The 13,206-nt window shown below is 62.7% G+C and carries 12 protein-coding genes; 3 read left to right on the top strand and 9 right to left on the bottom strand.

Features of this window, described 5'->3' with window-relative positions:
* Nucleotides 1–210: 210 nt before the first annotated feature.
* On the top strand, nucleotides 211–2,502 hold the full coding sequence (gene bglX / locus OZ428_RS08685; protein WP_133074360.1) for a beta-glucosidase BglX: 2,292 nt from the start codon (nucleotides 211–213) through the stop codon (nucleotides 2,500–2,502).
* A gap of 31 nt (nucleotides 2,503–2,533) precedes the next feature.
* On the opposite strand, the gene OZ428_RS08680 is transcribed toward bglX, so the two are convergent.
* From OZ428_RS08680 to OZ428_RS08645, 8 genes are all read right to left on the bottom strand, one after another.
* Nucleotides 2,534–3,691 carry a phospholipase D-like domain-containing protein gene (locus tag OZ428_RS08680; RefSeq protein WP_269133125.1) on the bottom strand — a complete coding sequence of 386 codons (1,158 nt, stop codon included), beginning with the start codon at nucleotides 3,689–3,691 and terminating at the stop codon, nucleotides 2,534–2,536.
* Between the two features lies 1 nt (nucleotide 3,692).
* Nucleotides 3,693–4,283 (bottom strand): YceI family protein, encoded by a 591-nt coding sequence (locus tag OZ428_RS08675; RefSeq protein ID WP_133074362.1) that lies wholly within the window; start codon nucleotides 4,281–4,283, stop codon nucleotides 3,693–3,695.
* Nucleotides 4,284–4,562: 279 nt separating this feature from the next.
* The gene (locus tag OZ428_RS08670; RefSeq protein WP_269133124.1) at nucleotides 4,563–5,321 is read right to left on the bottom strand and encodes an IclR family transcriptional regulator; all 759 of its coding nucleotides are present in this window, start codon (nucleotides 5,319–5,321) and stop codon (nucleotides 4,563–4,565) included.
* Nucleotides 5,322–5,385: 64 nt separating this feature from the next.
* Nucleotides 5,386–6,828, bottom strand: a complete 1,443-nt coding sequence (locus OZ428_RS08665; RefSeq protein WP_269133123.1) for an amidase — start codon at nucleotides 6,826–6,828, stop codon at nucleotides 5,386–5,388.
* Nucleotides 6,825–8,135, bottom strand: a complete 1,311-nt coding sequence (locus tag OZ428_RS08660) for a citrate-proton symporter (protein ID WP_269133122.1) — start codon at nucleotides 8,133–8,135, stop codon at nucleotides 6,825–6,827. Before OZ428_RS08660 ends, OZ428_RS08665 begins: the two co-directional genes overlap by 4 nt.
* Before the next feature lie 59 nt (nucleotides 8,136–8,194).
* Nucleotides 8,195–9,370: a M20 aminoacylase family protein gene (locus OZ428_RS08655; protein WP_269133121.1), complete on the bottom strand. Its 1,176-nt coding sequence runs from the start codon at nucleotides 9,368–9,370 to the stop codon at nucleotides 8,195–8,197.
* Nucleotides 9,371–9,451: 81 nt separating this feature from the next.
* A complete protein-coding gene (locus OZ428_RS08650) occupies nucleotides 9,452–9,793 on the bottom strand; it encodes an amidase (RefSeq protein WP_269133120.1) in 342 nt (113 codons plus the stop codon).
* Nucleotides 9,790–10,863 carry a serine hydrolase domain-containing protein gene (locus tag OZ428_RS08645; RefSeq protein ID WP_269133119.1) on the bottom strand — a complete coding sequence of 358 codons (1,074 nt, stop codon included), beginning with the start codon at nucleotides 10,861–10,863 and terminating at the stop codon, nucleotides 9,790–9,792. The genes OZ428_RS08650 and OZ428_RS08645 overlap by 4 nt, the downstream gene beginning before the upstream one ends.
* A gap of 187 nt (nucleotides 10,864–11,050) precedes the next feature.
* Here OZ428_RS08645 and olsB point away from each other — a divergent pair, with 187 nt between their 5' ends.
* Nucleotides 11,051–11,806, top strand: coding sequence for an L-ornithine N(alpha)-acyltransferase (gene olsB / locus OZ428_RS08640; protein ID WP_003172415.1), 756 nt, complete (start codon nucleotides 11,051–11,053; stop codon nucleotides 11,804–11,806).
* On the top strand, nucleotides 11,806–12,600 hold the full coding sequence (locus tag OZ428_RS08635; RefSeq protein WP_269133118.1) for a lysophospholipid acyltransferase family protein: 795 nt from the start codon (nucleotides 11,806–11,808) through the stop codon (nucleotides 12,598–12,600). Before olsB ends, OZ428_RS08635 begins: the two co-directional genes overlap by 1 nt.
* On the opposite strand, the gene OZ428_RS08630 is transcribed toward OZ428_RS08635, so the two are convergent.
* Complete coding sequence (locus tag OZ428_RS08630; RefSeq protein ID WP_033902713.1) at nucleotides 12,597–13,169, bottom strand: acyl carrier protein phosphodiesterase; 573 nt, start codon at nucleotides 13,167–13,169, stop codon at nucleotides 12,597–12,599. The two genes, OZ428_RS08635 and OZ428_RS08630, sit on opposite strands and share 4 nt — an antisense overlap.
* Nucleotides 13,170–13,206 lie beyond the last annotated feature (37 nt).

Here is a 13,206-nt window from a genome sequence, read left to right as displayed (position 1 = left end):
GAACCTTGGTGGAATGTGGCAACGGTAAGGCATAATCCGCTGCCGCGACTGGATTGCATCAGATCAATCAGCTAAAAAGATGCCCAGCACAAATAAGAGTTCAGAAGTGTGGTGCATTTTCTGCAATAACACTCGAACAACAACATATGTTCCCCACATTTTGGCAGATCAGCGCATTTTCGCTGTGCAGTGAGCCGAAAAAGGATATTCATGAAAAAGCTGTGTTTGCTCGGCCTTGTTGCCACTCTGGCCAGTCACCCCGTATGGGCAGAAACAAAGCCTGCTGCGCTTAAAGACAAGGACGCCTTCGTCAGCGACCTGCTCAAGCAGATGACCCTGGATGAAAAGATCGGCCAATTGCGCCTGATCAGCATCGGCCCCGAAATGCCCCGCGAACTGATCCGCAAGGAAATCGCCGCCGGCCGCATCGGCGGCACCTTCAACTCCATCACCCGCCCGGAAAACCGTCCGATGCAGGACGCGGCTATGCGCAGCCGCCTGAAGATCCCGATGTTCTTCGCCTACGACGTGATCCACGGCCACCGCACGATTTTCCCGATCAGCCTGGCCCTGGCCTCCAGCTGGGACATGGACGCCATCGGCCGCTCCGGGCGCATCGCCGCCCAGGAAGCCGCCGCCGACAGCCTCGACATCACCTTCGCGCCGATGGTCGACATCTCTCGCGACCCACGCTGGGGCCGCACCTCCGAAGGCTTCGGTGAAGACACCTACCTGGTATCACGCATCGCCGAAGTGATGGTCAAGGCGTTCCAGGGTGTGAGCCCGGCGAATGCAGACAGCATCATGGCCAGCGTCAAGCACTTCGCCCTGTATGGCGCGGTGGAAGGCGGCCGCGACTACAACGTGGTCGACATGAGCCCGGTCAAGATGTACCAGGACTACCTGCCGCCGTACCACGCGGCGATCAAGGCCGGTTCCGGCGGCGTGATGGTGGCGCTGAACTCGATCAACGGCGTGCCCGCCACCGCCAACACCTGGCTGATGAACGACCTGCTGCGCAAGGACTGGGGCTTCAAGGGCCTGGCCGTCAGCGACCACGGCGCGATCTTCGAGCTGATCAAGCACGGCGTGGCCAAGGACGGGCGTGAAGCCGCCAAGCTGGCGATCAAGGCCGGCATCGACATGAGCATGAACGACTCACTGTACGGCAAGGAGTTGCCCGGCCTGCTCAAGTCCGGCGAGATCGAGCAGAGCGACATCGACAACGCCGTGCGCGAAGTGCTCGGCGCCAAGTACGACATGGGATTGTTCAAAGACCCGTACCTGCGCATCGGCAAGGCCGAAGATGACCCGGCCGACACCTACGCCGAAAGCCGCCTGCACCGCGCCGAAGCCCGCGACATCGCCCGCCGCAGCCTGGTGCTGCTGAAAAACCAGAACAACACGCTGCCGCTGAAGAAATCCGCGACCATTGCCCTGGTGGGCCCGCTGGCCAAGGCGCCGATCGACATGATGGGCAGTTGGGCTGCCGCCGGTAAGCCGGAACAATCGGTCACCCTGCTCGACGGCTTGAACGCGGTGATCGGCGAGAAAGGCAAGATCATCTACGCCCGTGGCGCCAACATCACCAACGACAAGGCCGTGGTCGACTACCTGAACTTCCTCAACTTCGATGCACCGGAGGTGGTGGATGACACCCGCCCAGCCCAGGTGATGATCGACGAGGCCGTCAAGGCCGCCAAGGATGCCGATGTGGTGGTGGCTGCCGTGGGCGAGTCCCGTGGCATGTCCCATGAATCCTCAAGCCGCACCGACCTGAACATCCCGCAAAGCCAGCGCGACCTGATCAAGGCCCTGAAGGCCACCGGCAAGCCGCTGGTGCTGGTGCTGATGAACGGCCGCCCCCTGTCGATTCTCGAAGAGAACCAACAGGCCGACGCAATCCTGGAAACCTGGTTCGCCGGCACCGAAGGCGGCAACGCGATTGCCGACGTACTGTTTGGTGACTACAACCCGTCGGGCAAACTGCCGATCACCTTCCCACGCTCGGTGGGGCAGATTCCGACCTACTACAACCACCTGACCATCGGCCGGCCGTTCACCCCAGGCAAGCCGGGCAACTACACCTCGCAATACTTCGATGACACCACCGGTCCGCTGTTCCCGTTCGGCTACGGCTTGAGCTACACCACGTTCAGCCTGTCGGACATGGCATTGTCGTCCACCACCCTGAACAAGACCGGCAAGCTCGACGCCAGTGTGACAGTGGCCAACACCGGCAAGGTGGACGGCGAAACCGTGGTGCAGCTGTATATCCAGGACGTGGCCGGCTCGATGATCCGCCCGATCAAGGAGCTGAAGAACTTCCAGAAAGTCATGCTCAAGGCCGGCGAAGAACGCACGTTGCACTTCACCATCACCGAGGAAGACTTGAAGTTCTACAACACCCAGCTGAAGTTCGCGGCAGAGCCGGGCGAGTTCAATGTGCAGATCGGGTTGGATTCCCAGGATGTGCAGCAGCAGACGTTCGAATTGCTCTGATCTAAAGCTGTAGACGCGGTCAGTGTTTAAGCTAGCCGCGTCTATCCAGCAAATTCACCACCAACCGATCAATCCACCCCCACACCCGCTGCTTCACCCGCCGCCACAACGGCCGCGACTTCCACGCCTCCAGGCTCACCGCCAGACTTTGCGCGAAATCCCGCTCGAAACTGCCCGCCACCGCCCGCGTCAATTCAGGGTCCAACGCCTCCAGGTTGGCGTCCAGGTTGAAGCGCAGGTTCCAGTGGTCGAAATTGCACGAGCCCACGCTGACCCAGTCATCCACCAGCACCATTTTCAGGTGCAGGAAGCACGGTTGGTATTCAAAGATCTGCACACCCGAACGCAGCAGACGCGGGTAATAACGGTGACCGGCATAGCGCACGGAGGGGTGATCGGTGCGCGGGCCGGTGAGCAGCAAACGCACGTCTACGCCACGCCCTGCGGCCCGACGTAACGCACGGCGTACGCCCCAGGTGGGCAGAAAATACGGGGTCGCCAACCAGATCCGCTGTTTGCCGCTGTGCAACGCACGGATCAGCGATTGCAGAATATCCCGGTGTTGTCGGGCGTCGGCGTAGGCGACGCGGCCTAGCCCCGGCCCGGTGGCCGGCATTTTGGGCAAGCGTGGCAAGCCAAAATGGGTGGCGGGTTTCCACGCGCGGCGCGCGTTGTTGGCGTGCCATTGACGGTCGAACAATGCTTGCCAGTCCTGCACCAACGGGCCGCTGATCTGCACCATGACTTCATGCCAGTCGGCGCTGTCACTGCCCGGCGTCCAGAACTCGTCGGTCACGCCGGTGCCGCCGACAAAGGCGATGCTCTGGTCGATCAATAACAGTTTGCGATGATCGCGGTACAGATTGCGCATCCAACGGCGCCAGCTCAGGCGATTGTAAAAACGCAGTTCTACACCCGCGTCGGTCAAGCGTTTACGCAGCCCGAGGGTAAACGCCAGGCTACCGTAATCATCGAACAGGCAGCGCACCTGCACGCCGCGTTCGGCGGCGAGCACCAACGCCTGCACCATGGCTTCGGCGCAGGCGCCGGCTTCCACCAGGTACAACTCCAGCTCGACTTGCTGCTCGGCGCGGGCAATGTCCACCAGCATCTGCGGGAAGAAATTCGGCCCGTCGATCAGCAATTCGAAACGGTTGGCGCTGCGCCAGGGGAACACCGCGCCGCTCATGTCAGCGCGCCGTGAAGATCAGCACCGCACCCACCGGCACCGACAGACTGATCGACTTGAGCCCCGCCGCCTTGCGCAACGCCGCCACACCCGGCGCCAGGTCAAAGTCCTCGGCATGCATCACCAGCGGTTCCAGGGTCACCACCTGGAAGCGTCGGTCGTCCAAGCGCGTGGCCAACAGCTCGGCGTTGTAGGTTTGGGTCTTGCCGTGCAGGGTCACGGACAACGGCAGGCGCAATTCCAATTGCGCGCCCGGGGCCAAATCGTTGATCGGCTGCAGGTTGATCTGCGCGTTGATCAACGCATCGGGAAAGGTCTTGATCTCGAACAACTGGTTGCGCATGCGCTCGTCGCGCAGCGGGATGCCGCTGTTGACCGACTCCAGCTCCACCTCCAGCTGCGCCGCGCCCTTGCTGTCGACCTTGCCGTGCAACACCAGGAAGCGCTGCACTTCAGCGATTTCGGTGTTCTTGGTGGTGACGAAGGACAGACGCGAGGACTCGTTATCCAGGTACCAGTCGGCATGGGCAGGCACAGCGGCGGCGGCCAACAGGGCGAAGGCCAGGGGTTTGATCACAGAAGCGTTGAACATTGAAGACTCATGGGGCGAAAAACCTGAACGAACCTTAACCGTCCGTTGGAGAGGAAGCAAAGTCTGCAGTTAACAGCTTGTTAAGCTGAACAGGCTTTCTGTAGTGAACCGGTCTCCTGTGGTGAGCGGGCTTTTCTGTGGTGAGCGGGCTTGCCCCGCGCTGGGGCGCGGAGCGGCCCCAAACCCAGGCGCCGCATTTTGTCTGAAAAATGCGGCGGTTTTATTGGGGTGGCTGCGCCACCCAGCGCGGGGCAAGCCCGCTCACCACAACATACCCGCTCACCACAGAAGCCTCTGCACTTCGCGCACCGTCTCTTCCAGGCTGGCCATGTGCAGGTTCAGCACCCGCTCCACCGGCGCCTGATGCATCGGCCAATGCAACGCCATGCTGCCGACCAGGCGACCGTTGGCGCGCACCGGCAGGGCCACGGCGCGAATCAGAAACGGCAGGCGCACCGGATACTCCCAATACCCCTCGGTGCGCTGGCCGAAGCCCTGGTGCTGGGTTTGCTCGCAGGCCTGGTATTGCTCGTCCGCCGCCACCTGGTCGCGACCGGCCAACCGTTGCACCTCTTCGGCCGGCAATTGGGTCAGGCAGGCTTTGCCCATCGCCGAATGAAACAGGCTGGCGTGCTGGCCGACGATCTGGCAATTGTTGGGGTATAGCTTGCGCAACACGCTGGGGATCGCGCTTTCCATGACTTCCAGGCGCTCGCCATCAAAACAGGACAAATCCACCACCAGCCCGGTGCGCTCGCTGAGTTCCAGCAGCCACGGCGCCGCGCTCTCTACCACCTGGCGTTTGAAGCGTTGCTGGGTGTCACCAAACAGGCGTTGGGCGCGCAGGCGGTAACGGCGATCACTCAGGCCACGATAGACCCAGCCCTGCTCCTGCAACGTCAGCAACATGCGCGACACCGTGGCCTTGGGCAGACGTGTGAGGTAGTGCAACTCCTCCAGCCCCAGGGCCTGGTGCTCGCCCAGCAACTCGACGATTGCCAGTGCGCGCTCGACCGAGCGTACGGTGCCTGTCTCCATGTTCGATCTCCCTGTTGCCGATGGATGATCATTGTTCACAGCAAGATACAGGCCCGGTCGCGGATCAATCCGTCGACGCCAGGCACGTCGGCGGCCGACGCTGCACCCATTGCGTCAGTTGCTCATAAGCATAGGCCAATTGCAGTACCGCGCGATCCGCCTGGGCCGGGCCGATGATCTGCACGCCCATGGGCAGGCCCTGGGGGTTGAACCCCACCGGCACGCTCATGCTCGGTAGCCCGGCCAGGGTCGGGCCGATCACCACCTCCATCCAGCGGTGATAGGTGTCCATTTCACGCCCGCCAACAAGGCGCGGCCAGGGCTGTTGTGCATCGAAAGGGAACACTTGGGCAGTCGGCAACAGCAGGAAATCGTAACGCTCGAACAGCTGGGCGAGCGCGCGATACCACTCGCTGCGATCCACCGACGCCTGGTACACCTGCTGGGCCGTCAAACCCAGGCCACCCTCCACTTCCCATTGCGCTTCGGGCTTGAGCAGTGCGCGTTTCTGCGGGTTGGCGTAGGCCGCGCCGAGGTTGCCGTGCACCAGCCAGTGGCGATGCACCAACCAGCTGCGCCACAGCCGCGCCATGGAAAAGTCCGGCTGGCAGCTTTCCACCGTGCAGCCCAACGCAGTGAAATCGCCGAGGGCCGATTCGCACAGGCTCAGCACGCCGTCGTCCATCGGCAGATAGCCGTTGTAATCCCCCAGCCAGCCCAAGCGTGCGCCCTTGAAATCACGCTGCAAGGGCTGACCGAACACTGCCGGGTCCTCCTTGGACGACAACGGCACCCGTGGGTCGTAACCCGCCTGGATACTCAACAATCGCGCCACATCCGTGACGCTGCGGCCCATCGGGCCTTCGGTGCCCAATTGCTGCACGAACAGTTCCGGTGTCGGTCCGTAAGGCACTCGGCCTTGGGACGGACGCAAGCCAAACACGTTGTTGAACGCCGCCGGGTTGCGCAGCGAGCCCATCATGTCGCTGCCGTCGGCCACCGGCAGCATACGCAAGGCCAGGGCCACCGCCGCCCCGCCGCTGCTGCCGCCCGCGACAAGACTGGGGTCGTAGGCATTGCCGGTGGTGCCAAACAGCGTGTTGTAGGTCTGCGAACCTAGGCCGAACTCCGGCACGTTGGTCTTGCCGATGATGATCGCGCCACTGCCCCGCACGCGCGCCACGCTGATGGCGTCTTCGCTGGGCACGTGCTCGGCGAACAGCGGTGAACCCAAGGTGGTGCGCAAGCCTTGGGTCGCCGCGAGGTCCTTGATCGCCTGGGGCATACCGTGCATCCAGCCGCGTGACTGGCCTTGGTCCAACTCGCGATCACGTACCCGCGCCTCGGCCAACACGTCATCGGCATCGCGCAGCGACACCAGCGCATTCACGCTCGGGTTGAAGCGCTGGATCTGCGCCAGGTACGCCTGCATCACCTCTTCGCACGACACCTGCCGCGCATGGATCGCCCGCGACAGTTCAGTGGCATCCCAATCAACAATACTCAAGGCTTCACCTCTTTGGAAAACGGCTGCGGTTGCTTGGCCCGCGGCGCCTCATGCATGCAGTAAGTGCCCAGCAGCGTCAGCACGCAAGCGAACAATACATAGAAGGAGGGCGCGACGGGCGTGCCCAGCACTTGGGTCAGCCAAGTGACAATCAACGGCGCGAAACCGCCGAACACCATGACCGCCACGTTATAGGCGACCGATACACCGGTCGAGCGAACTTCGATGGGAAACTGCTCAGCCAATGCCGTCGGTGCCGGCCCGAAAAAGCCGCCGATGGCGGTGCACAGCAGCACCTGCATCACCAGCAGCCGCTCGATGGACGGTGCAGCAGCGACCCACACATACAGCGGATAGACCATCACAAAAAACGCCAAGGTGAACGCCATCAACACCGGCCGCCGCCCCAGGCGATCCGAAAGCAGCCCTGACAGTGGAATCACTACGGTCATCAGTGCCACCGCAAACATCTGCACCATCAGCACTTGATCCAGCGGCAGACCGAGGCTTTTGTGGGCAAAGGTCGGCATGTTCACCAGCACCACATAGAACGACACCGTCGCGCCACAGGCCAGGCCCATGGACACGAGGATGCTGCGCCGATGCTCGCGCACCACCTGCATCAGGCTCGGCGCCGGGCCGGTTGCCTGTTTGCGTGCCTCGATGAATTCTTCCGGGTCTTCCATGTGCCGGCGAATCCACAGGCCCACCGGACCAATCAGCAAACCGAACACGAACGGCAAGCGCCAGCCCCACAGGTCGAGGGTTTGCGGCGAAAAGAAATGCGTGACCGCCGCCACCATCGCCGCGCCACCGAACACGGCCAGGCATTGCCCCACCAATTGCCAGGAGCCATATAAGCCCTTGCGATGGGCCGGCGCGCTTTCCACCAGGAACGCCGTGGCACTCGCGTATTCACCGCCGGTGGCAAACCCTTGAAGCATGCGCGCCACCACGATCAACAACGGCGCGCCCATGCCGATGGCGGCGTAGTTGGGCGCGAAGGCGATCAGCGCGATGGACACGGTCATCAGCCGGATAATCAACTGCATCGCGGCCTTGCGGCCTTTGCGGTCGGAATAGATCCCCAGCAGAATGCCCCCCACCGGGCGCATGAAAAAGCCCACGCCGAAAGTGGCCAAGGCCATCAACAGCGAGGCGTACTCGTCATCTGAAGGAAAAAACTGCCGGGCGATAATGCTCGCCAGAAAGCCGTAAACGATGAAGTCATACCATTCCAGCGCATTGCCGATCACGGCCGCCACCACTTGGCGGGTGCGGGACACACCTGGTTTTGCAGTCTGCATGAGGAACACTCCATTCAACCGATCGAGGGAAAGGGTCCAGCGGCAGAAAAAGAAGGTCGTCAGGCAGGCTTGAGCCAGCTCTCGGCCAGCGCGCCCCAATAGGCGGCGCCAGTCAGCAGGATGTCGTCGTTGAAGTCATAGGCGGGGTTATGCACCATCGGCCGCGACACGCCGTTGCCGATGAACAGGTAGCTGCCGGGGCAGCGTTGCAGCATCCAGGCGAAGTCTTCGCTGCCCATCAGCGTGCGGGTGTTACCGTCCACCGCGTCGGCGCCGAGCAAGGCGACGCCGACCTGGCGGGCGAATTCGGTTTCTTCGGCGTGATTGACCAACACCGGATAGGCCGGGCGGTGTTCGATCTGCACCGTGCAGCCAAAGCTGGCGGCCTGGGTCTGGATGATGGCGAACACGCGCTCCAGCATCTGCTCACGCACCTTGGGATTGAGCGCGCGCAGGCTTAGACGCAACAGCGCCTGTTGGGGAATCACATTGGCTGCCTGGCCCGCTTGCAGCGCGCCGACCGTGACCACGGCGGCTTCCTGGGTGTCGATATTGCGCGCCACCACCGTCTGCAACGCCATGACCATGCTCGCTGCCGCCACCAGCGGGTCCACCGTCAAATGCGGCATGGAGCCGTGGCCGCCAACGCCTTCGAGGGTCACGGTGAGCAAGTCCTGCGAGGCCATCATCGGCCCGACGCGCAAGCCCAGATGCCCCGCCGGCAGCCCCGGCATGTTGTGCATGCCAAACAAGCCATCGCAGGGAAAACGCCCCAGCAAACCGTCGGCCAGCATGGCTTCGGCGCCGCCCTGGCCTTCTTCGGCGGGTTGGAAAATCAGGTTCAAAGTGCCATCAAATTTCCGCGTCGCCGCCAGGTAGCGCGCGGCGCCGAGCAGCATGGTGGTGTGGCCGTCATGCCCGCAGGCGTGCATGCAACCGGCGTGTTGGCTGGTGTAGGACGCGCCGGTGTTTTCGATGATGGGTAACGCATCCATGTCGGCACGAATGCCCAGGGTGCGGGGGCTGCTGCCATTGCGCAGCACGCCCACCACGCCGGTCTTGCCGATGCCGGTGTGCACTTCGTAGCCCCAGTCCTGCAGCGATTTGGCAACGAGCGCACTGGTGCGATTCTCTTCAAAGCCGAGTTCAGGATGGGCGTGGATGTCTTGGCGCACGGCGTGCAAATCGCCGGCAACGTCGCTGAGCCAATCCAGGATGTGCTGGTGTGGGCGCATGGTGATTCTCCTCACAGGCGGGTGTTCCCGTTCTTGTTTGCTGCACATCGCCAGCTAACCGCGATGTGGGCGCAAGGACAATCAAAGGTGGTTCCACCCTGTGGAACCTTGGGGTAATAGGCGACACCCCTGTCGCTCGCCCAACCACCTCGCCGTGTGCGTACGCCCCAAACCGCTGGCCGTCACCTCACTGCGCTCCGGGTTATCCCCGAACGCACTCGTCGGCACGTACTGCTTCACGTACCCCCGGCAATACTCCGCCGGGTTGTTCGCCACATAGCGGCACGAGCAGTACTCCTTCGCGGTGTAGGCCGCGATGATGTCGGGGAAGGCTTGCAGGTTGACGCGCTCGTGCCAGAACCAACCCAATAAGGCGAGCAATAACAGCAAAAACACACTGGTAAACGGCCGACGGCGGATCATGGTTGCACCGCCGCGAGCACGCGTTTGAGCAGTTCGTTATGCCGGTAGCTGCCGTCGCGGTCGTCGCCGTAGCGCACGATGACCAGGTGTTCGTCAGGCATCACGTACAGCGCCTGGCCCCAGTGACCGAGGGCGGCGAAGGTGTCGGCGGGGGCGTCGGGCCAAGGTCTTGACGCGCCTTTATTGAGCCACCAATGACCACCGGGGACGGCTTCGTCCTGACCGGCTTTGTACTTGTCGAAGGGCTGTCGATTAAAGGCGACCCAGTCTTTCGGCAGGAGTTGTTGATCGCCCCAGCGACCCTCCCGCGCCATCAGCAGGCCAACACGCGCCAGGTCGCGAGCGGTGAGGTAGGCATAAGAGGACGCGACGAAGGTTTCATCGGCGTCGGTTTCCCAGGTGGCATTACGAATGCCCAAGGGTTTGAACAGTGCATCCCACGGGTAACTCATATAAGCCTTGTGCCCGAGCATGCCTTTAAGGGTGGCGGACAGGATATTGGTGTCGCCGCTGGAATAACGGAACACCTGGCCCGGTGCAGTGGCAGCCTCGGTGTCGGCAGCAAAGTCGGCCATATCGCCGCGGCCACGGGTGTAGAGCATCGCCACCACCGAGGATTTCAGCGGCGCGTATTCGTAGTCTTCCTGCCAGTCGAGGCCCGAGGCCCAGTGCAGCAGGTCGGCCATGGTCACGGTTGGGTGCTGTTTCATCGGCGGGTAGAAACGCGCGGCGGGGTCGGTCAGTTTGAAGCGGTTTTCGCCGTAGGCCACGCCCAATACGGTCGCCATGATGCTTTTGCTGACAGACCAGGTGAGGTGCGGGGTGCTGGCGGTGGTCGGCGCGGCGTAACGCTCATAGACAACAACTCCATCGCGGATTACCAACAGCGCGTCGGTGCGAATGCCTTGGCGGGTGGTGTCGTCCCGCGCCGGGAAGGCGTAGGCCTCCAGGGCATCAACAGCGGGACCAGAAAGCGGTGTGCCCTTGGCCCAGTCTTTATCGGGCCAGGTTTCAGCGTGAGCGGCAACGGTGACGAACAGCAGGGCAACACACAACAGGCCTCTGACCATGGACGCAAACTCAAGGGGGGCATTCAAGCCCGCGAGCCTAGCCGAGGCTGATGACAGATTTGCGACACAGAGGGCTGTCATCCAAGCGTCACCATAACTTCATGGAGATGACACCGGGCCTCCATAGCCTGAGTTTGGACAACAAAGTCGACCGGCCGAAATCGTGGCCGGCACTCGGAGACTCGCCATGACTCAGATCGCCCGCATCAGCGACACCGGCAATGAACGCCGTCTGCAAGCCGAACGCCTGGTTGGCGCGCAGGCGTTGCAGGAAGCCCAGGCCCTGCGGTTCAACGTGTTCAGCGGCGAGTTCAACGCCAAGCTGAAAGGCGCGGAACTGGGCCTGGACATGGATGACTATGATGTTCACTGCAGCCACATCGGCGTGCGGGACTTGAACAGCGGTCGACTCGTCGCCACTACCCGCCTGCTGGACCACCAGGCCGCCAGCACCCTGGGTCGGTTCTACAGTGAAGAAGAATTCAGCCTGCATGGCTTGCTCCATCTGCAAGGCCCGATCCTGGAAATCGGCCGCACCTGCGTCGACCCGGCCTATCGCAACGGCGGCACCATCGCCGTGTTGTGGGGCGAGTTGGCCGAGGTGCTCAACCAGGGCGGCTACAGCTACCTGATGGGGTGCGCGAGCATCCCGATGCACGACGGCGGCATCCAGGCCCACGCGATCATGCAGCGCCTGCGCGAACGCTACCTGTGCAACGAACACCTGCGTGCCGAACCGAAAAAACCACTGCCGGCGCTGGACCTGCCGTCCAACGTGATCGCCGAGATGCCGCCATTGCTCAAGGCGTACATGCGCCTGGGTGCGAAGATCTGCGGCGAGCCGTGCTGGGATGAAGATTTCCAGGTGGCCGACGTGTTCATCCTGCTCAAACGCGATGAGCTGTGCCCGCGTTACGCCCGCCACTTCAAGGCTGCAATGTGATGAGCCGCCTGCGGGTTTACGGGCGCATTGCCCGCGTGCTGGTGGTGGTGGCGTTGGGCTTGAGCATGGCCAGTGTGTTTGGGCTGTTCGAGCGTTTGGGCATCGCAAACTCGATGATACGGCGCCAGCGTTGGTCGCGGTTTTTCATGGCGCGGCTGACCAACGCCCTGCCCTTTCGCGTGACGGTGCACGGCGAATTGCCAACGCAGCCGATGCTGTGGGTGAGCAATCATGTGTCCTGGACCGATATTCCGCTGCTGGGTGCCGTGGCGCCGATGTCATTCCTGTCCAAGGCCGAAGTGCGCACCTGGCCGGTAGCGGGCTGGTTGGCGGCCAAGGCTGGCAGCTTGTTTATCCGCCGCGGTTCGGGCGACAGCCAATTGATCCGCAAGCAGATGACGCGCCACCTGGAGCAACAGCACCCGCTGTTGATGTTCCCGGAAGGCACCACCACCGACGGGCGCAGCCTGCGCACCTTCCACGGGCGCTTGCTGGCCAGTGCGATCGATGCGGATGTGTCGCTGCAACCGGTGGCGATCCGTTACCTGCGTGACGGCCAAGTCGACCCGCTGGCGCCTTTTATTGGCGATGATGATTTGTTGTCGCACCTGATGCGTTTGTTTGCCAACGACCAGGGCGATGTGGAAATCCACGTGCTCAAGCCGATAGCCTGCGCCGGACAGGAACGCGCGGCGCTGGCGTATCAGGCGCAGCAGGCGGTGCAGAAGGCGTTGTTTGGTGAAGTGGTGCAGCCGGCCGAGCCGCGTCGCGCTGGAGAGTTGGTCGCTGCTTAACGATGTTCGGCGGCGAATGCCTGCAATTGGGGGTAGAACCGCCGGAAATCTTCACTCAAAGGCTCGTACAACGTCCGCAACTCCTGCATGGCATGGCCCAGTTCCTCGGGCTGTGTCAGGCGCCGGGAGATCCCGCGCAACACCTGCTCCATCACCGCAAACTCGCGGTACGAGCCCAACCAATCATCCGCCGCCATGTACGGCGCAATCTGCGCCAGCCGCCCCGGCAATTGCGGCTCGGCCGCCAGCACGCGGTACACCTGCGACGTGAAACGCTCCAGGGGCTGGTCGGCATACAAGGTCCAGTCCCGCGCCAGGCAGTGGTCGAAAAACACATCGAGAACGATCCCGGCATAGCGCCTGCGGGTCAGGCTGAAGCGTGACAACGCCTCCCCCACCAGCGGGTGGCTGTCGGTAAAGCGGTCGATGGAACGATGCAGCTGGATCGCCGATTCGATTTGCGGGCTGAACTGGCCCTGCAGGCGGCCTTTGACGAAGTCGCCATAGAGGCTGCCCAGCAGTTGCGCAGGAAGTTGGCCGCCCAGGTGCAGATGTGCGAGATAATTCATGGCGTGCAGTCTACCACTGCCCTCAACGTATCGTTAT

The sequence above is a fragment of the Pseudomonas sp. GXZC genome, from assembly GCF_026967615.1.
In the GTDB taxonomy this organism is placed as follows: Bacteria; Pseudomonadota; Gammaproteobacteria; order Pseudomonadales; family Pseudomonadaceae; genus Aquipseudomonas; species Aquipseudomonas azotoformans_A.
The sequence above is the reverse complement of the archived record's forward strand: the minus strand, read 5'-3'. Positions and strand labels throughout refer to the sequence as shown.